Annotated in this window: 18 protein-coding genes; 17 read left to right on the top strand and 1 reads right to left on the bottom strand. The window is 69.5% G+C overall.

What is annotated here, in order from left to right; translation table 11 throughout:
* The first annotated feature begins 644 nt into the window (after positions 1-644).
* The 6 genes from OG322_RS27580 (at position 645) to OG322_RS27555 (ending at position 5854) form a co-directional block, all read left to right on the top strand.
* Entirely contained in the window at positions 645-2513 is a 1869-nt protein-coding gene (locus OG322_RS27580) for a tyrosine-type recombinase/integrase (protein WP_329307147.1), read from the top strand.
* A complete protein-coding gene (locus OG322_RS27575; protein WP_329307146.1) occupies positions 2510-3124 on the top strand; it encodes a DUF6262 family protein in 615 nt (204 codons plus the stop codon). Before OG322_RS27580 ends, OG322_RS27575 begins: the two co-directional genes overlap by 4 nt.
* 96 nt (positions 3125-3220) lie before the next feature.
* Positions 3221-3757, top strand: coding sequence for a hypothetical protein (locus OG322_RS27570; RefSeq protein WP_329307145.1), 537 nt, complete (start codon positions 3221-3223; stop codon positions 3755-3757).
* Between the two features lie 235 nt (positions 3758-3992).
* Positions 3993-4619 (top strand): DUF5655 domain-containing protein, encoded by a 627-nt coding sequence (locus OG322_RS27565; RefSeq protein ID WP_329307144.1) that lies wholly within the window; start codon positions 3993-3995, stop codon positions 4617-4619.
* Positions 4620-4673: 54 nt separating this feature from the next.
* Entirely contained in the window at positions 4674-4985 is a 312-nt protein-coding gene (locus OG322_RS27560) for a transposase (protein WP_443066562.1), read from the top strand.
* A complete protein-coding gene (locus tag OG322_RS27555) occupies positions 4982-5854 on the top strand; it encodes an IS3 family transposase (protein ID WP_329307143.1) in 873 nt (290 codons plus the stop codon). Before OG322_RS27560 ends, OG322_RS27555 begins: the two co-directional genes overlap by 4 nt.
* 209 nt (positions 5855-6063) lie before the next feature.
* Here the strand turns inward: OG322_RS27555 and OG322_RS27550 are convergent, their stop codons facing one another.
* Positions 6064-6810 (bottom strand): DNA-methyltransferase, encoded by a 747-nt coding sequence (locus OG322_RS27550; RefSeq protein ID WP_329307142.1) that lies wholly within the window; start codon positions 6808-6810, stop codon positions 6064-6066.
* A gap of 578 nt (positions 6811-7388) precedes the next feature.
* On the opposite strand from OG322_RS27550, the gene OG322_RS27545 reads away from it, so the two are divergent.
* The 11 genes from OG322_RS27545 (at position 7389) to OG322_RS27495 (ending at position 17850) form a co-directional block, all read left to right on the top strand.
* The gene (locus OG322_RS27545; protein ID WP_329307141.1) at positions 7389-8534 is read left to right on the top strand and encodes a C40 family peptidase; all 1146 of its coding nucleotides are present in this window, start codon (positions 7389-7391) and stop codon (positions 8532-8534) included.
* Positions 8535-8623: 89 nt separating this feature from the next.
* Complete coding sequence (locus OG322_RS27540) at positions 8624-8932, top strand: DUF6112 family protein (RefSeq protein WP_329307140.1); 309 nt, start codon at positions 8624-8626, stop codon at positions 8930-8932.
* Positions 8932-9621 (top strand): hypothetical protein, encoded by a 690-nt coding sequence (locus OG322_RS27535; RefSeq protein WP_329307139.1) that lies wholly within the window; start codon positions 8932-8934, stop codon positions 9619-9621. Before OG322_RS27540 ends, OG322_RS27535 begins: the two co-directional genes overlap by 1 nt.
* Positions 9622-9651: 30 nt before the next feature.
* A complete protein-coding gene (locus OG322_RS27530; protein ID WP_329307138.1) occupies positions 9652-11070 on the top strand; it encodes an SCO6881 family protein in 1419 nt (472 codons plus the stop codon).
* Positions 11071-11202: 132 nt separating this feature from the next.
* Positions 11203-12669 carry an SCO6880 family protein gene (locus OG322_RS27525; protein WP_329307137.1) on the top strand — a complete coding sequence of 489 codons (1467 nt, stop codon included), beginning with the start codon at positions 11203-11205 and terminating at the stop codon, positions 12667-12669.
* 25 nt (positions 12670-12694) lie between these two features.
* Positions 12695-13147 (top strand): DUF6238 family protein, encoded by a 453-nt coding sequence (locus OG322_RS27520; protein ID WP_329307136.1) that lies wholly within the window; start codon positions 12695-12697, stop codon positions 13145-13147.
* Between the two features lie 27 nt (positions 13148-13174).
* Positions 13175-14809 carry an ATP-binding protein gene (locus OG322_RS27515; RefSeq protein WP_329307135.1) on the top strand — a complete coding sequence of 545 codons (1635 nt, stop codon included), beginning with the start codon at positions 13175-13177 and terminating at the stop codon, positions 14807-14809.
* Between the two features lie 32 nt (positions 14810-14841).
* Positions 14842-15549 carry a hypothetical protein gene (locus OG322_RS27510; RefSeq protein WP_443066561.1) on the top strand — a complete coding sequence of 236 codons (708 nt, stop codon included), beginning with the start codon at positions 14842-14844 and terminating at the stop codon, positions 15547-15549.
* A gap of 127 nt (positions 15550-15676) precedes the next feature.
* Positions 15677-16465 carry a hypothetical protein gene (locus OG322_RS27505; protein ID WP_329307134.1) on the top strand — a complete coding sequence of 263 codons (789 nt, stop codon included), beginning with the start codon at positions 15677-15679 and terminating at the stop codon, positions 16463-16465.
* A gap of 97 nt (positions 16466-16562) precedes the next feature.
* Complete coding sequence (locus OG322_RS27500) at positions 16563-17279, top strand: hypothetical protein (RefSeq protein ID WP_329307133.1); 717 nt, start codon at positions 16563-16565, stop codon at positions 17277-17279.
* 73 nt (positions 17280-17352) lie between these two features.
* Complete coding sequence (locus tag OG322_RS27495) at positions 17353-17850, top strand: hypothetical protein (protein WP_329307132.1); 498 nt, start codon at positions 17353-17355, stop codon at positions 17848-17850.
* Positions 17851-18193: the final 343 nt, after the last annotated feature.

Below are 18193 nucleotides of genomic sequence, written 5' to 3'. Positions count from 1 at the left end.
TGTGCTGAAGATCCCGCCGATGCACCCGGTCTATCCGTGGAGCTGCACGATCGTCGACTGCGAGCGGCCCCGCTGGCGGCGCTACGCGATGTGCTCGGTGCACGCCGGGCAGTGGCAGGAGGCGGGGGCGCGCGGCATGAACCGGGCTCAGTTCCTGCGGACCGCGGAGCCGCTGCCGGCCACGGAAATGCCGGAGGCGTTGCTGTGCCGGATCTGCCCGCAGCGGCCGGCGTTCAGCCTGCAGCTGGTGCTGTGCTTCCGGCACCGCAACCGGTGGCTGAGCCACCTGAAACGGCACCCCGGCGGGGGCGAGACGGAGTTCGAACGGTGGCTGGCCGACCAGCCGTCGCTGCCGGGCTACGGTGAGTGCCGCGCGGACGTCTGTGACGAACTGGCCGCCTCACCGCTGGGGTTGTGCGGCGCGCACGAGCGCGGGTACATCCGGGCCGCGCGGCCGGGCGGGGCGAAGCCGCCGAAGAACTTCTTCGCCACCTACGAGCGCCGTGATCGCCCTGTCCCGGTGACCTGCCAGGACGAAGTCGCCTTCCGCTCCTGGTGCCGCGCACAGCTGCCGGTGCACCGCACCGGAACGGTCAACCCTGCGCGGGCTGCGGCCCCTGCTGAGGGCGGAGTTGCAGTGGGGCATGTATGTCCACGGCCTGCAGCCCGTCGCCGTGTGGAACCTGACGTGGGTGCAGTCGCTCGCGGACGAGTGCCAACGCCGCGACGTGGACTCCCTGGCCGGCCTGGAGGCGTCCGTCTTCCGCCGCGCCTACCACCAGCGCATGGTCCAGGAAATCCAACAGGCCCTGCGGAAGATCTACTTCACCCCCTCCGACACCCGGGATGCCGGCTACATCGAGACCGAGCACTTCGGTGTCCGCTTCCCGGGCCGCTCCAGCTACGTCGACCTGACCTGCATCACCCAGCGGTGGCTGCGCAACCTGTTGTGGGACCACATCGCGGACGTTCTGCGCTCACCCACCTGCCCGCGCAGCGCCCAGCCGGTGGACTTCGTGCGCCGCGCCGGCGCCGAACTGTCCGCGTTTTTGGAGGCGGAGGCGCCGGGTGGCGGCCACGACCCGTCCGCTCTGCGCGGCGAGCACGTCCACCGCTTCGTCGCGGACCTGCGCAACCGCGAACGTCTCGGCCTGGCCTTCCGTGGCCAGGCCCGCCTGGACGGCAAAAGAGCGAAGGTCACCGAGAACTCGCGCCGGATGGTGTTCAACTACGGCCGGTCCCTGCTGCGTGGCGCGCTGGACAGCGGCAGCGCCGAGAGAATCGGCTTGGACCGCGCCTTCATCGCCGCCATGCCGGTCGGCGGCCCGGGCACGCCCCGCAGCCGCAACCCCTTCCCCGACGACGTTGCCCAGGCGCTTGCGGACGAGGCCAACCTGCAGCAACTCGCAGACGGCTACGATCCGCACGACCGCGGCCTGAGGGACATGTGGGAGACCATCATCGTCACCGGCCGACGCGCCAGCGAGGTCATCCAGCTCCGCCTGGACTGCGTCGGCCGCTACGGCGGACTGCCCTTGCTCTGGCACGACCAGACCAAGGTCGGCAACCTGAACGCGGCCGTCCGCATCCCTGACCATCTCCTGAACCGGCTCGAAGAACGCCGCCAAAAGACCCTGGCCCACTTCGCCGACCGGCACGCCGGCCGCCCACCCACTGCTGCCGAGCGCGCCCACCTGGCGCTGTTCCCCACCGACATCGTCAATCCCGACGGCTGCCGCGCTTTGTCCTACACCTGGTTCCACACCGGCTTCCGTAGCTGGCTCGCCGGGCTTGACCTCGGCGGTCGCTACGTCGCCCACCAGGCCCGACACACGCTGGCCACCCGGCTGCTGCGGCACGGCGCGACCCTGACACACATCCGCCGCTACCTCGGCCACATCTCCGACCGCATGGCCGAGCACTACGTCCACCTGACCCAGTCGGACCTGGACGACGTCCTCCAGCACGTGTGGGTCGCCGGCCCCGGCACCGCCCACCCCGGCCAAGTCCTCACCAGCGACACCACCCCGCTCAGCCACGAGCAGGCCCAGGCACTGGCAATCGACCTCTCTCGCCGCAGCACCCCCGCCGAGGGCGGGTTCTGCACCTTCCAGCCCGTCGTGAACGGCGGCGCCTGCCCCTTCAACCTTGACTGCCACAACTGCGACAAGTTCGTCCTGTCCGGCGCCGACCTCCTCTACTGGCGCCGCAAACGTGAGCAGTGGCAACTGCTGGCCGAAGGCGCCCCCGACGACGCCACCGCCGACTACCTCCACCGCTACTTCGAGCCCACCGCCCGCGCCATCGACGGCCTGGAGAAGGCCCTCGCCGGCCTCGGCCTTCTCGACGACGCCCTCGCTCTGGACCTGCGCAAACCCCAGGACTACTTCCACCGGGTGTGGTCCACCGCCTTCCGCGCCGCCGACCTCGCCGACGGGGGCAGCGACGAGCCTGACGAGTACAGCGATATGTGCACAGCTGACGGCGATGACCCCGAACAGGATGCCGCATGAACACCGCCACCACTCCCAAGCCCCGCACCGCGGCGGCCCTGGCCGCCCGACGCCGCAAGACCCAAGCCGCCCTTGAGCGCATCCACCAGGCGATCGCCCGGATCCGACGCGAGAAAGCCCAGATCAGCGTCGCCGCTGTCGCCCGCCGAGCCGACGTCTCACGCACCTTTCTCTACGACAACGTCGAGGCCAGAGCCGCAGTCGCCGCGGCGATGACGCAGGCAGGCGAACACCCAGCCCGCACGCTCGCTGAACAAAACGACGAACGCGAGGCGACCTGGCGCGAGCGCGCCCTGAATGCCGAGGACGCCCTCAAAGCCGCTCACACCGAGATACTCACCCAACGCACCCGCATCGGCGAACTACTGGGCCACATACGCGACTTGGAAGTTGAGTGGACCGAGGAAACCATCCAGCGGATCACCGCCGAGAACACCAACCTCAAAAAGCGCGTCCGCCAGCTCACCACCGACAACCGCACCCTCGACGAACGACTCAAGGCCGCTCGCTCGAACCTACGCTTCCAGGACCGGCGCGTCGCCGACCTCGAAGCGTGCATCGCCGATCTAGGGCCACCAACTGTGATCGACTCCCGAACACCGCCCGGATAGTCATACATCCCGGGGTTGCGGTTATCGAATCACTGCGCTTAAGATACATGTACAGGCCGGGATAATAGACTATCCCGGGAGATGCTTGGGGGAATCTTGCTGCACATCACGCTCGGGCCGATCAATCAACTCGACCCGGAGACCTGCCCCATGGGGCGCAGTTACAACGGCTGGCGCGAAGGGATGAGCGAAGAGCAGATCTATAACATCAATCGCGGCCGATGGGTTCTCGGAGAGCGGGCCGACCGTGAACGCTATGTCCTGTTCAGCGCTGGAGGCCAGGTGCGGCTCGCCGTCGAGATCAGCGCGATCCGCGCCTCGAACGGCAGAGACGAGCGAGACGACGATGGCCGTCGCACCCTCCAGGGGACGGTTCTGACCTGCGGACACCCCGTGCATGACACGCATGTGGGCCACAACTCCCCGGTGACCGGCAACCGAAACCCCATCAGTTACTTCGACTCGCCACTCGACTCGCGCACTTGTGGATGCGGGTGCGGCGAACCTGTTCCCGTCCGGCGTGACTTCCTTGCTGGACACGATCAGCGCGCCATCCACGAGCGGATCGCGAAGGTCGGCAGCGTGACCGATTTCCTCGTCTGGTTCGACAAGACCTGGGCCGAAGCGCGTTGAAAGCCCAATCGCCTTCGATCGGCGCGGGGTCAGAGAACTGACGCTCCGTCTCAGTTCCACGGCCCGTCCACCGTCCCGGTGGACGGGCCGTCCCATAAGACAACCAGGAAGAGCTACAGAAACGGCCCCAGCCCGCCGTCGCGAACATGTAGTCTATGTATCGTCCCAGTTCAGAGCCGGTTCACGAGCTCCGGCGGTCGGTAAAGTTGAGTTCAAGAAGGGCTCCGACAGCGGGGTGCTGTCGCAGGCCGTTTCGTATCTGACCTGGCTGCGCTCGGCGCAGCACGAGTTCGAGGCGCTCGTGCGGACGGTGCTGGGCGTGGATGTGGCCGATTCGATCGACTGGCGGCGTCCGCGGATGATCTGTATCGCGGCTGGCTTCTCGCACCACGACCGTGTGGCCGTGCAGCGGCTGCCCGAGCGGATCGACCTGGTGCGCTACCGGGTCTTCGAGGGCGGCTTGCTGAGTCTGCTGCTCGTGGACTCCTCGCCCGGCTCGCCGAGCGTTGCGTCGTCCCGGCCGAGTCGGGGTCGGGACGCTGTGGTCGGCAGTAGGTTGGCGGCACCGGTGGTTCCTTTGCCGACGGGTGGCGGCCTGGTTCCGGAGTGCTTGCGGGACCTGTACGGGGAGTTGGACGAGGCGCTCACGGCGTGGGGCGAGGTCGAGGTCGCGGCCCTGCGGCACTACATCGCCTACCGGCGGCTGGTGAACGTGGCATCGGTGATCTTCCGCCCGAAGCACCAGGCGATCCTGGTCTATCTCAGACTCGACCCAGACTCGGTCGAGCTGGAGGAAGGCTTCACCCGGGACATGCGCGGCATCGGGCACCTGGGAACCGGGGACCTAGAGGTGTGGGCTTGATCCGCTTTGACGGACATTCGAGATCTGGGGTTCTGCCCCGGGAGGATGTCCATCATGGAGAGCATGGGGAAGAAGAAGCCTCGCCGCCCTCGTCGTTCGTTCACGCCGGAGTTCAAGGCCGAGATCGTCGGTCTGTGCCGACGAGGTGACCGCTCGGTCGGGCAGGTCGCCAGAGACTTCGAACTGACCGAGACGGCGGTGCGGGACTGGGTGAAGCAGGCCGAGGTCGACGCGGGCGAGCGCAACGGGCTGACCAGCAGTGAGCGCGAGGAACTGGCCGCGTTGCGGCGGGAGAACCGCCGGCTGCGTGAGGATGTCGACGTCCTCAAGCGGGCCACAGCTTTCTTCGCGATGGAGACCCGGTGACGGTGCACCCGTTCATCGAGGCGGAGAAACGCGCAGGTCACAGCGTCAAACGGGCGTGTGAGCTGATGAAGGTCTCCCGGACCGCCTTCTATGCCCGTCGCTCCGGCCTGCCCGGACCCCGCGCGTTGCGGGATGCCGAGCTGACCGAGCAGATTCTCGAGGCCCATGCGAAGTCCCGCGGAACCTACGGGTCCCCGCGCGTGCATGCCGTGCTCAAGCGCGAGGGTGCCGGGTGTGGCCGTCGTCGTGTCGCACGACTGATGCGGGCCGCCGGGCTGCAGGGCCGGCACCGCAGACGACGGCACGTGACCACGATCCCCGATCCCAGGGCTGCCTTCCGTCCCGACCTCATCGTCCGGGACTTCCAGCCCGACCGCGCCGGGCTCGATGCCCGCTGGTGCGGCGACATCACGTACGTCCCGACCGAGGAGGGCTGGCTCTATCTGGCCACGGTCATCGACATCGCCTCCCGGCGCGTAGTCGGCTGGGCAACCGCAGATCACCTGCGGACCGAGCTGGTGGCCGAGGCGCTGACAGCCGCCTGCCGGCAGCGTCGCCCCACCCACCCCGTGATCTTCCATTCGGATCGCGGCTGTCAATACACCAGCCAGCAATTCGCTTCCCTGGCAGCCCAGTTCGGGGTCCGACTTTCGGTCGGTCGCACCGGCCAGTGCTGGGACAACGCGCTCGCCGAGTCGTTCTTCTCGACCATCAAACGCGAACTGCTCGGCACCTCCGCCTGGCCCAGCCGGGCCGCCGCCCACACCGCGATCTTCGATTTCATCGAAGGCTGGTACAACTTGCACCGACTGCACAGCAGCCTCGGCTACCTCAGCCCAGCCGAGTACGAGACCGCACTCACAGCCTGACCACCACACCAATGGTGTCCGTCAAAGCGGAACAAGCTCAGTGCGCGTGGTCTCGGCTGCCAGCCTGGAGAAGGCGGCGCCGCTCATCCGGCGGGCTTTCGAAGCAGCTTGAGGCAATGAGAAGGGCGGCTGGTGTATCGACCATTCGATGCGCCAGCCGCCCTTCGGCGTTCTGTGTCCGGTCGGTTCCGGACTCCCCGTTCTCATGCTCATGCCTCCGGTCCGGCCAGCTCGAAGTCGTCATTCGTCAGTTCGGCGCGCAGCCGCTGCTCGGCGACGTCGGCGTAGTGCGCGGACAGCTCGACGCCCACGAAGCGACGTCCCTCGCGCAGGGCCGCGACCCCGGTGGAGCCGCTGCCGGCGAATGGATCGAGGACGGTGCCGCCCTCGGGGCAGACCTGGACGAGCTGCTGCATGACCTCGACCGGCTTCTGGGTGATGTGAACCCGGCCCTTGCGGGGCTGGGAGGCGATGTAGTGGCCGGGCAGGTAGAGGTCGCGGGTGTTGTCGAGGGAGCCCTTGACTCCCCACAGGATGAACTCCGAGTCCTGCTTCGGTCCGCCCTTCCGAGGCCGGCTGGAAGGCTTGATCCACGGGATGGTGCCACTCCAGGTCCACCCCGCCATCTGCAGGGCATCGGAGGTGGTCGGCTCCTGTCGCCAGTCGGCGAAGACCATGACGACCGCGTGTTCGGTCGAGGCCCGGTAGGACTCGGTGAGCAGTTCGGTGAGCCAGGAGCGGTAGGAGCGCTGGTCGCGGTTCTCTCCTGGGAAGTTGGCGAGGTCGTGCGCCGAATTACTGGTGACGTACTTGGCTCGCGCGGTGCGGCCGGTGCGGTCCGCGCTGGTGCGTCCGCCGGAGTTGTACGGCGGATCGGTGATCACGGCCTGGACGCTCTCGTCGGGAAGGGACTTCAGCACGGTCAGGGCGTCGCCTCGGTGCAGCGTGTAGCTCATAGGAAGGGCCTCTTTCAGGGCACGTCGGATCTGGACCTGCTCCGGACCGTGCTCAACGGCGTTCGTCTCGGGCGAGGTTGCACCGGAGGTTAACGGCGTTTTCCGGCCGCACCTAACGAGGTGACGCCCGCTGGGGGCCCGGGGCAGGAGTCGTTTGGTGCGGCCGGAATCCCGGTCTACTGTCTCGCCGTGTCACCGGGCAGGAGCCTCACTCCACCCCCGCTGACCTGTGCTTATCCGTGCTGTCTCGTCCAGGCGAGCAGTACGGGGGGCATGTCGCCCACAACGATTTCCCTGACATCCGGGGGCCCCGTGCACTGCCTGAGATTACGAGCGCGGCTGGCTGCCGCGCATGTCTTGAAACCGGCGTCCGGGAGCTACCAACTCCCCTGATCGGGCCCGCCCGAGGGCGGATGCACATCGGCGCGGTGCCGACGGCTTTGCACGAGAAGTCGGCACCGCGTCTCCTACGAACACCGAGGAGCCGCTGCGATGCAGCATGCCCTGAAACGCCCACGCCCTGATCCTCCGTCGCCGTCGTCCGGCGGGCACCGCCGCCCCGGTGAATGGCGACGGCGATGAAGAAGACCACTGGAGCCCTCGTCGGTCTGTGCGCGACCGGACCGCTGCTGCTGGCCGTTCCGATCCTCGCCATCGGCGCCGGGACCGCCTCGGCTTCCTGCTCGACCGACGGTGCACAGGGTGTGGGCAGCGCCGCCGTCGCCACGCAGGTGAAGGCCATCCTGGACGGCGGCGACAAGGGCTCGGTCTCCGTGCCGGGCCTGGACGACCCGGCCGATCAGGTGCCCAACGCCAAGACGATCCAGGCCACCGGCGTCGCGATGAACATCCCGGCCCGAGGGCAGGTCGTGGCCCTGGCGACCGCCCTGCAGGAGAGCGGTCTGCGGAACCTGACCTACGGCGACCGCGACTCGCTGGGCTTGTTCCAGCAGCGGCCTTCACAGGGCTGGGGCACGGCGAACCAGATCCTCGACCCGGTGCATGCCTCGACCAAATTCTACGAGGAGCTCAAGAAGGTCTCCGGCTGGCAGTCCCTGTCCGTCACCCAGGCCGCCCAGGCGGTACAACGGTCGGGCTTCCCCGATGCGTACGCCAAGTGGGAGCCACTGGCCACCGCTCTGCAGGAGGCCATCGACCCCCTGCTGCAGAAGGCTGGCGACGAGTCGCCGAGTCCTTCGCCGTCCGGCTCGGCCGGAACCAGCAGCCCTTCATCCGGTACCGCGGGCGGCTGTTCGGCGGACGGGGACGGGACGGACTTCGGCACCATCCCGGCCGGCGCGCTGCCGGACGAGTACAAGATCCCCGCCGATGCTCCGCGAGAGGTGCAGACGGCGATCCGGTGGGCGCTCGGCCAGCTCGGTACGCCGTACCAGTGGGGCGGGAGCTGCACCGGCTCCCACGGTAAGAACCCCATGGGCCGGTGTGACTGCTCGTCCTTGATGCAACAGGCGTACAAGGCCGCCGGGGTCTCTCTGACGCGCACCACGTACACGCAGGTCAAGGTGGGCAAAGCCGTGTCGGTCGACGCCCTGCAGCCGGGCGACCTCCTCTTCACCGAGGGGACGGCCGCCGTGCCCGAGCACGTCGGAATGGCCATCGGGCAGGGCCTGATCGTCCACGCCCCGCACACCGGCGACGTGGTCCGCATCACGACCCTCGCGTCCTGGAAGCCGCGGATTCTCGCGGCCCGTCGAGTCGTCTGACCGGCGCTTCTCCTCCCCATCCCCTTTTTCGCACCGTCGCTACGCCCCAGCGGGCTTCGGCGTGCTTTCAACCGAACTGGAGTTCGTGAATGTATCTCGCTGACCATGTCATCCAGCTCGCCTACGATCCCGGGATCAAGCCGAACGAGGGCGGCCTGCCGGGCCTGTCCGTCCTCAAGCAGGTGATGGGCTCCATCAACCTGTTCGGACTCGTCGCCGTGGTCGGCGCCCTGGCCGTCAGCGCGGGCGTGTGGGCCTGGGGCCACCACTCCGGCGGTCACCAGGCCGAGGCGAACGGCAAGAAGGGCGTACTGGTCAGTGCCGGCGCGGCCCTCCTGCTCGGCGCGGCCAACGGCGTGGTGGCGTTCTTCAGCACGCTGGGAACGCAGGTTCACTAATGGCTCAGCACTCCACCCGTCCCGGCGGCGCATCTCGCGGGCGCCGCCGGGCGCTGCTCGGCACCGCCGTCCTGGTGGTCCTCATCGCCCTCGCCGGCCTGGCCGCCTACCTCACCCGCGATAGCAGGAGTCCCTCCGAAACCCCTGCTCCACCATCGAGTTCCCCCACGGCATCCTCCTCCGCCGCGGTACCCCCTGGGCCGCCCACGCCCGGCGCCCATTCCGGTGCTCTCCCGGTCCCGCCGAAGACCAGCGATCCGGTCGAGTTCGGGAAGGCAGCCGCGGCAGCGCTGTGGTCCTACGACACCCGTGCGTATTCGCAGAGCGAGCTGCATAAGGCTCTGCGTGGGTGGCTGACCACGGAGTCGAAGTACGCCGATCCGGCCTCGGTCGACAAGGTCGTTCCCTCGCCCGTGCTGTGGAAGGAGATGGCCGCCAACGGCCAGTTCGCCACCGCCACGGTGAACGAGGGGCACTTCCCGCACGCGTTCACCCGGGCCCTTCAGGAAGACCCCGGCGCGATCACCCAGGCGTACGTGTACGCGGTCACAGTCTCCGGGAGGCAGTCGATCTCCTGGAAGGGCTCGCCCGCCGGCGGTGCGGAGAGCCGTTCCACCACCCTGGCCGTGCAGTGCCGGCCCGACCATCCCTGCGCCTTGGTCGGTGTCCTGCCGTCCGTCGCGCCCTGACCCCCTCATAAGAAGGAAGGAGGTACCGCCATGGGCGTCTGTGACTTCCCGCTGATGGACAAGGTGTGCGGCACCGTCGATTTCGCCACCAACCCTGCTGGAGCTGTCACCGACGGCATCGGCGCGTGGATCGCGAAGTCGGCGGGCGAACTGGCCGCGAGTGCGGCGGATCTCGCCGCCAAGGCCGTCAACGCAACCACTGCCATCGACCTCGATGCCGGGTGGTTCCGGGACAACTACGAGCTGCTGCTGCCCATCGGGCTCATCCTGACCGTCGGCACGTTCTGCATCCAGTTGATGTTCGCGGCCTGGCGGCGGGACGAACGCGCCCTGGCGCAAGCAGTGATCGGCACCATGACCGGTGTCCTGTTCAGCTTCTGTGCCATCGCGTTCACGTCCGTCGCCATCACCGTGGTCGACGCGTTGTCCGACGGTCTGTTCCAAGCGGCCAACACCTCGGTCGACGACGCGATCCGCCGTGTGGTGAAGGTCAACCAGATCGGGGCGATGTACGGCCTGGGCTGGGGTGTTCCGGCTCTGGTCGCCTTCGGGTGCGCGATCGGCTCGTTCCTGTACTGGGGTGTGATGGTCGCGCGGAAGGTCGGCGTCCTGGTCATGGTCGCTCTCGCGGTCTTCGCCGGGGCCGGCGGCGGCTGGGAGGTGGCGAAGCGTTGGCGGCGCGGGTGGATCGAGGCCACCGCGACCCTGGTCGTATCCAAGCTCCTGATGACCGTCGTGTTCCTGATCGGCGTCTCGGCGATGGGCAAGTCGGATGCCACGGACGGCATGTCGGCCCTGTCCGACGCGATGGCGGGCATCGTCGTGATGGTGCTCGTCCTGCTGTGCCCGTACGCGACGTACAAGTTCGTGCACTGGGCCAGTGACGGCGGTGGCCACGACGACCTGCACCGCACCAGCGTCGCCGGTATGGCGGTCGCCGCAGGAGCGGCGAAGACCGCGGGCAGCATGGCGATGCGCGTCGGCACCGGAAGCCCCGCCCCGCAGGGTCCGGGCCAGGTTCCCGGGGCGGATGCCGACGGGGTCGGCTCCGGCATCGACCCCACTGGGGGCAACCTCAGCAAGGAGGGCATAGACGCCGGTCCGCCCAAGCCGCAGACCAGCTTCCGCTACGGCGAGGACCCGAACGGCGCTGGCGACAAGGGTCGGGCCCTGATCCAGCGCCCGGGGATTCCGCCGCTGATCACCCACCCCGGCGAGGACGAACCGGAAGGGGCCGGGGTGACTGCCCAAAGCGTCACGGGCGGATCCGATCACCTCGCCGGCGCATCGGCTACCGGCGGCAACCTGTCCTCCATGCCGTTTGTCGGTCCGGCGCCCTCGGCCTCCGGCCCCCCGGCCGTGCCGCCGTCCCCCGCCGGACCGGCGGCTGCCGGTTCTTCAACGCCGACCAACTGGGTGTTCCCCACCCAGCCTCCGTCGGGTTCCTGACCCACCACACCCAGGGGGCGGGCTGCACTCTTCAACCCGCCCCCGCCCCCGCCAGCAGAGAGGTTCCGTCATGACCTCCAGAAGAGCGCAGCACGCCCCGTCCTCCAACCGCTCCCACCGTCTGGAGCCACCATGTCCGGCAAGCACCAAGCCCCTACAGCCACCGTGAAGTTCCCCCACCGCAGCAGGCGCGGCGTTCTGCTCGGTTTGACCGTCCCGCAGTTGACCGTCGTCGGCCTCACCGGCCTGCTCCTTCTCGGCGTGATTCTGACCCGCGGCGTGGTCGGCGCCCTGCAGCTCATTCCGCTGTGGGCCGTCGTCGCCCTGCTCATCTTCGTCCGCCACCGGGGCCGCGCCCTGGCTGACTGGGCTCCGATCGTCGGCCAGTACGCCCTGCGCCGGATGCGCGGCCAGCTCCTCTGGCTCACCCGGCCTTCCCGCCGGCCTACCCCCGAAGGGCTGCTTCACCTGCCCGGCACCGCTGCCAGTCTGCGCGTGGTCACCGCTCCCGACGGCCGGTACGGTGCCGTCCACGATCCGCACAGCGGCACGCTGACCGCAGTGGTCAAGGTCTCCTCCCGTGCTTACGCGTTGCTCGACCCGGGCACCCAGCAGGCCAACGTGGGCGGGTGGGGCCGCGCGCTGGCCGCGCTCGCCCGCACCGGGCAGATCGCCCGCATCCAGGTGATCGAGCGCACCGTCCCCGACTCCGGCGACGCGTTGCGCCGCTACTGGGAAGAGCACGGCCGGCCGGGCGCCCCCATGGCCGGAGCGGTCTACAACGAGCTGATTCAGAGCGCCGGCCCCGCAGCCGCCCCGCACGAGGCGTACGTCGCGGTGTCCCTGGACGCCAAGGCGGCTCGACGGCTGATCAACCAGGCCGGCGGCGGCCTGACCGGGGCCTTCAGTGTCTTGGCGCAGCTCACCTCTACCTTCGACCAGGCCGCGCGGACCGCCGGACTCTCCCCGGCCGGCTGGCTCACCGCCCGCGAAATCGCCGCCGTCGTGCGCACCGCCTACGACCCCAAGGCCCTTCCGACGCTGGACCGGTGGTCCACCACCGGCCGCCCCGAAGTCGAGCCCGCCGCTGCCGGACCGGTCGTGGTCGTCGAGAAGGCGGACCACATCGCGACCGACTCCGCGGTCCACGCCACGTACTGGGTGGAGAACTGGCCGCGCACCGAGACGTCGGCCGGCTTCCTGCACCAGCTCCTGTTCACCGGCGGGGTGAGGCGCACGCTGTCGCTGTCCTACGAGCCGAAGGGCCTGGACGCCGCCCTGCGCGACGTCCAGCGCAAGAAGTCCAGCGTGATCGCCGATGCCGCCGAGCGTGCCAGGCGCGGCCAGGTCGACTCCGAGGCCGACTCGATCGAGTACCAGGACATCAAGTCCCGCGAGCGCCAGCTCATCGCCGGGCACGCGGACGTCGCCCTGACCGGGTTGCTGACCGTCTCGGCCGACTCCGAGGACGAACTGCGCACCGCCTGCGCAGTGGTGGAGACCGCCGCCGTCGGCGCCCAGCTCGACCTCCGGCCGCTGACCTGGCAGCAGGCCGAGGCGTTCACCGCCGCCGCCCTGCCGCTCGCCCTCGCAGCCTGACCTCCCACTTCGGAAGAGCACCCTTATGTCCCGCACCGCCAGCCCGACCGCGCAGGACTTCGTGCCCTTCGCCACCGCGGCGCTCGATTTCCACCGCGCACTCAACATCCCCGGCGGCCCGCTCGTCACCAGCCGCGCCGAGTTGGACGCCCTGCACGCGCACCTCGTCTCGCTGTACGGGCTGCTCGACGCCCACGCCGCCCGCACCTGTCAGCTCGTTGCGGCCGAGGGTGACCAGCTCCGCACCGCCCGCATCCGCATCTGGCAGGCCGCTGACCACCTCCACGCCGCCTACCACGCGGCACCCAGGCCCGACTCGGGCGAGGTGCCCGAACCCGAGGCATGCCAGGCCGGGCTGCCCGAAGGGGTACCGGAGCTGACCATCTGCCAACGCCACCAGCGCACCGCGCACCTGGTACGGCGCCGCACCACCCGGGCCGACCTGCACGCGCCGTTCACCGGCCTCGTCCGCCGCTGACCCGTCCCCCTGTCTGGAGAAACGTTCATGCCCCGCACCCGCGCCAGCGCCTCCCTCCTGTTCGTGCCCAGCAAGACCTCGCGCGCCGAGCAGCGGGCCGCCCGAGCCGGCTTCACCGAGGCCCGCCACAAGGCCCGCCTCGCCGGCACACCGCCCAAGCACCGCGCCGAGCAGACCCTCGACCCGGAACTGCGGCCCACCTACCCGCCGGCCGGTCGCCCCGGCCCGGCCTCGGCCCGGGGCAGCAAGCTCCGCCTGCCTGCCCACCGGATGACCACCGCCACAGCCAGCGGCGCCTACCCCTTCGTGGCCGAGGGCGGCTTGGGCGCGGAGGGAGTGTTCATCGGCCGCGATGTCCACGCCGAGGCCGCCTTCTGCTTCGACCCCTTCTCGCTGTACAACAGCGGACGGATCGAGGGCTTCACGAACCCGAACGCCGTCCTGGCCGGAATCATCGGCATGGGCAAGTCAGCATTGGCAAAGTCCATCGCCACCCGGTCGATCGCCCACGGCTACCGCATCTACATCCCGTGCGACCCCAAAGGAGAGTGGACCGGCGTCGCGCAAGCCCTCGGCGGCTACAGCATCGCCCTGGGCCCGGGACTCCCCGGCCGGTTGAACCCGCTGGACGCCCCGGCCCGGCCCGCCTCCGTCAGCAAGGACGACTGGTCGACCGAAATCCGAAAGCGCCGCCTGCTCCTCCTGGCCGGCCTGGCCCGCACCGTACTGAAGCGCGACCTGCTGCCGATGGAGCACACCGCCCTGGATCTCGCCCTCGACCTGATCGTCGCTGACGCTGCCGACCGTGGCACGGTGCCCCTGCTCGGCGAGATCGCCCACGCCCTCGGCTCTCCGGAACACCTCAACCGGGCCCTCGGCCCCCAAACCGGACGCCTCGGCTCTGCCGCTCAGGACCTCGCACACGCCCTGCGCCGCCTGGTGCACGGCGACCTCAGCGGCATGTTCGACGCCCCCTCCACAGTGGCCTTCGACCCCTCCACCCCCATGCTGTCCATCGACCTCTCCCGGCTCGGAGGGAGCGGCGACGACACCGCCCTGGTCCTCGCGATGACCTGCGCTTCAGCGTGGATGGAGTCCGCCCTCGCCGACCCCGACGGCGGCCGGCGCTGGGTGATCTACGACGAAGCCTGGCGGCTGATGCGGCACGTCGGCCTGCTGGAACGCATGCAAAGCCAGTGGAAGCTCTCCCGAGGACTCGGCATCGCGAACCTCATGGTCATCCACCGCCTCAGCGACCTGCTCAGCGCGGGTGATGCCGGCTCGCGCGGCCGGGTGCTGGCCGAGGGACTCCTGGCCGACTGCTCCACCCGCATCATCTACCGCCAGGAGCCCGATCAGCTCGCCGCCGCCGCTTCCCTGCTCGGCCTGACCGGCGTGGAGACCCAGGCGGTGTCCGCCCTGACCAAGGGCCGTGGCCTGTGGAAGGTCGCCGGCCGCTCCTTCATCACCCAGCACATCCTGCACCCGGCCGAACGCGAACTGTTCGACACCGACGCCCGCATGTCGGCCAAGGTCCGTGAGTTCACGAATACCGACGCCCCGATCCCCGTGAACCCAAGGGTGGTGGGCCCCTGCCGACCTGCACCTGCAGGTCACCTCAGCGTGCCCGCGGGGATCGAACCCGCGGGAGTAGAGGCCTAGCCCAACGACCGGCACAGGAACAAGGATCGATCATGTCTGCTTCCTCCGCTTCTCCCGCCTCCGGCGAGGACCAGCCGCCCACGGCCAACGATCCCCTGGCGTGGCGGCGGCATCTCCCGGCACTGGCCTCGGCCGCCGCCGGCATCAATGAGGCGTGCGACGCCTGGGAGGCGGTCTCGGACTCCCTCTGCGACGCGGACGGCTGGCCGCTGGACGACGAGGTGTACGCGGACGGCAAGGTCAAGCGAGACGCCGCAGCGTGGAAGCACGCCGAGGTGTTCCTCGACCACGGGCCCGAGGTGCTGGCCGGGGTCCGCGCCGCCGCCGACGGCCCCGACCATGTCGAGGGACCGATCAGCGACGACCTGCGCCGACTGCGCGGGATCGACACCACTCTGGCCCGAGCGCATCAGCTTCGGCATGAGTGGGACCGGGTCATGGCGCTCATGGACGGCTCGCAACCAGGCTCGCTCCAGCTCTACCAGGAGCGCGCGGAGGAGCACCGCAACTCCGAGGGCTGGCACTACGCGCACGAGCTGTCCTACCAGGGCCCGGCACTCGTACGGGCTGGTGAGTACCTGGTCGGCCGGGCGGAGGCGGAACGGCCCGCGCAGACCGAACGGGCGCGCGTGGCCCTGACCCGGTCCACGCCCGGCGCCCGCGGTATTCCGCCTGCTTCGCCATCCGCTCCCCCGGTGGCGAATCCGGTGGCCCCCGCTCGCCACCGCGAACGCTCCTAGCACCGAGTTACGGCAGTGCCAAACCGGCCCATCGCCGGAACCTCATGGACCACCGCCCCTCTTTTTTTCCAGCCCCGGGCCTGCGGCTCACGCCACGGCCCGGGGCATCCGGCCACGGAGAAATCCCATGCACTCCGACAACGTCCTCGTCACCTTCGAGCGGGAGGGCTCGCACGTCCGCGCGTGGATCAGCGCATCGTCCTCCCCGCCTGCGGCTTCCGAACAGGACCACCGGTACGCCACCCTCACCTCTGCCCTACGGCAGCGCGGCCTGGAGTGCACCGTCGAGTACGGGCTCAGCGACTACATCGTCCACGCCGAACTCCCCGACGGCAGTTCACTGATCATCTCGCCACCCCAGGAACCGCCCTCCGAGAACCCCGAGACCCCCGAGAGCTGGATGGCGACCCGTCACCGGTCCGCCGACCCCGCGGTGTACGAAGTGATCTACGACTCCGAGCCCGACGGCCCCGACGCCCGGAACGGCGGCAGCGTCCCTCATCTCCTCTCCGCCGTCGACGCCCGCCTGGACCGGCTCGGCGTGCCGCCGCGCCAGGAGCGGGGGCCAACCGCCGAGGAGCACACCGCCGGCGCCGTGCTCCACCGCGCCGGCTTCGTCCCCGCGGTGGCGTTCGGCGGTGCGCACTATTACCGGCTGCCCTCGGCCATGACCGACCCGGCCGAACAGCGACTGGCGGTGACCCGGGCCTTCGACATGCTGCAGGCCGAGGGCTTCCCGGCCCAGACACAGACGGGCAGGACCTCCCCTCCGACCTCAGCCTCACCACGCGTGAGCGCCGCTCTCGCCCCCTCGCCGTCGGCCGGACAGCACGCACTCCCGGACGGTCCGCCGACGGAGTCGTCCGCACGCGCCGCACTGCCACCCACACGTCCCTCGTCCACCCCCGGTCGCTGACCATCCACCATTTCGGAGACCTTCGTGTACCGCACCGGCAGAAGCGAACCGTCCCCCGCCCACCACTGCACCCGAGCCCACCCCGGATGGATCCGTCATGCCCAGCCACTACGACGTGTTGCCCGATCTCGCCTTCGGCCACCACCCCCTCTACGGCATCGTCGCCGCGAACCCGAAGAACCTCGCGGCCAGCACGTGGATGTTGAAAGGGTTCGATTTCCACCCCGTTCCGGACCAGCCGACGCTGTACGCGCTGGCCAACCAGGAACGTGACGGGCAAGGCCGTGCGAGCCGAGCAGTCGAACTGCTGCGCAAGGCCGGCTACCGGGTCGACGTAGACGCCACGCTCGATCCCTCCGTGGCATCCGACGCAGCACCTGCCCGCGACCGGGGCCCGCTCGGCGAGCCCGATGTTGCCTTCGCCGAACATCCGCAGCTTGGCATCGTCGCGGCCATCGACGACCGTGCCTCCGGCCTCACCGGACTTGCCCTGGTGGAGCACGGCTGGCGGCACAACCCGATCCTGGATGTCTACACGTTGCCCGCTACCACCGGCCGTGGCGAGGCGCTGGGGACAGTCGCCGACGCCACACTCGCCCTGCACCGGTCCGGCGTTCAGGTCGCAGTGCACCCTCGCCTCGCTCAGGACGTAGCAGCACGCCCCCGACCTGCCGCCGCAACGACCGCATCCCTGTACGCGGCCAGGACGCCCGCCGTGCATCCCCGGTCAGCGCCGCCGCGCTCGCCGCCAGCCCGGCCCGCGCCGGCCTCCCGGGCAAGCCACCGGCCCCCGACCCCGTCACTCCGTCTGTGACGGCCCGGCCGGTCGACCCCCGCATCGCGTTCTCCCGCCCTCGTTGATCTAACTCCCCTAAGGAGCCAATTCCATGGCCGTGAAGACCCTCTGGTCGATTACCTTCGCTTGCGGTCACCAGGCCGACCGCGATCTGTTCGGCCGGACCGCCGACCGCCGGGCGGGCTTCGCCGAGTGGCTCGCCAAACAGTCGTGCACCGATTGCTGGCGTGCCTCCAAAGAGGACGACGAGCAGGACAAGGCCGCCTGGCTCAAGGCCAAGCGGGCCGAGGAGCAGGCCGAGTCCGAAGCCTGGTCCGAGCAATACCTGATGCCGCCTCTTGAGGGAACCGAGCGGGCCGTCGCCTGGGGTGTGCGCTGTCGCCACCAAGTCCTGGCCGCTGCGTATACCGCCCTGGTCACCGAAGGCAAAACCAGCGAGGCGGAGTGGGAGGGCATCGAGGAGAGCGCTCGTGCCGTTACCCGCGCCGGGTGGTGGATCGAGCAACGCTCTTCCCAGCCGGACGACCTCCCCGAGCTGCTCCAGGCCGCCACCGAGGCCGACCGGCCCAGCGAGAATCCTTATTTCTGACCGTCCGGTGTCCCGCTACGGCGAGGCACTGGTTCGAACGGCGTTTCCAGGCCACTAAGCTCTTCGTCAAGGTGCCGGGCGGGACCTGGCGCATTGCACTCGCCCGAGACGCACGCGATGGCAGTGGATTCCACTATGATCGATCGTCTTGGGACACAGAACAGCGGTTCGAAGTCGCAGGTCGGAGAACCTACCAGGCTATGACTCACGCTGGGGAGACGCTGGCGGTCAGCTCTGCTGAACTGGTTGGGCGATCTACCGAAAACCTTGCTTCCACCAGCGCGTCTGTGTTCTCCTGGTGCTCGTTCATGTCATGCATTACGGAGGTTGCGCTGTGAGTCAG

Origin of the sequence: Streptomyces sp. NBC_01260, assembly GCF_036226405.1 — a bacterium.
GTDB classification, from domain to species: domain Bacteria; phylum Actinomycetota; class Actinomycetes; order Streptomycetales; family Streptomycetaceae; genus Streptomyces; species Streptomyces laculatispora.
The sequence above is the reverse complement of the archived record's forward strand: the minus strand, read 5'-3'. Positions and strand labels throughout refer to the sequence as shown.

Excerpts from the sequence above, each read along its gene's own strand:
- OG322_RS27505 (WP_329307134.1), top strand. The coding sequence starts at position 15,677 with ATGCACTCCGACAACGTCCTCGTCACCTTCGAGCGGGAGGGCTCGCAC.
- OG322_RS27520 (WP_329307136.1), top strand. The coding sequence starts at position 12,695 with ATGTCCCGCACCGCCAGCCCGACCGCGCAGGACTTCGTGCCCTTCGCC.
- OG322_RS27550 (WP_329307142.1), bottom strand. The coding sequence starts at position 6,810 with ATGAGCTACACGCTGCACCGAGGCGACGCCCTGACCGTGCTGAAGTCC.
- OG322_RS27535 (WP_329307139.1), top strand. The coding sequence starts at position 8,932 with ATGGCTCAGCACTCCACCCGTCCCGGCGGCGCATCTCGCGGGCGCCGC.
- OG322_RS27530 (WP_329307138.1), top strand. The coding sequence starts at position 9,652 with ATGGGCGTCTGTGACTTCCCGCTGATGGACAAGGTGTGCGGCACCGTC.
- OG322_RS27510 (WP_443066561.1), top strand. The coding sequence starts at position 14,842 with ATGTCTGCTTCCTCCGCTTCTCCCGCCTCCGGCGAGGACCAGCCGCCC.
- OG322_RS27515 (WP_329307135.1), top strand. The coding sequence starts at position 13,175 with ATGCCCCGCACCCGCGCCAGCGCCTCCCTCCTGTTCGTGCCCAGCAAG.
- OG322_RS27540 (WP_329307140.1), top strand. The coding sequence starts at position 8,624 with ATGTATCTCGCTGACCATGTCATCCAGCTCGCCTACGATCCCGGGATC.
- OG322_RS27525 (WP_329307137.1), top strand. The coding sequence starts at position 11,203 with ATGTCCGGCAAGCACCAAGCCCCTACAGCCACCGTGAAGTTCCCCCAC.
- OG322_RS27560 (WP_443066562.1), top strand. The coding sequence starts at position 4,674 with ATGGAGAGCATGGGGAAGAAGAAGCCTCGCCGCCCTCGTCGTTCGTTC.
- OG322_RS27500 (WP_329307133.1), top strand. The coding sequence starts at position 16,563 with ATGCCCAGCCACTACGACGTGTTGCCCGATCTCGCCTTCGGCCACCAC.
- OG322_RS27545 (WP_329307141.1), top strand. The coding sequence starts at position 7,389 with ATGAAGAAGACCACTGGAGCCCTCGTCGGTCTGTGCGCGACCGGACCG.
- OG322_RS27580 (WP_329307147.1), top strand. The coding sequence starts at position 645 with ATGTATGTCCACGGCCTGCAGCCCGTCGCCGTGTGGAACCTGACGTGG.
- OG322_RS27575 (WP_329307146.1), top strand. The coding sequence starts at position 2,510 with ATGAACACCGCCACCACTCCCAAGCCCCGCACCGCGGCGGCCCTGGCC.
- OG322_RS27495 (WP_329307132.1), top strand. The coding sequence starts at position 17,353 with ATGGCCGTGAAGACCCTCTGGTCGATTACCTTCGCTTGCGGTCACCAG.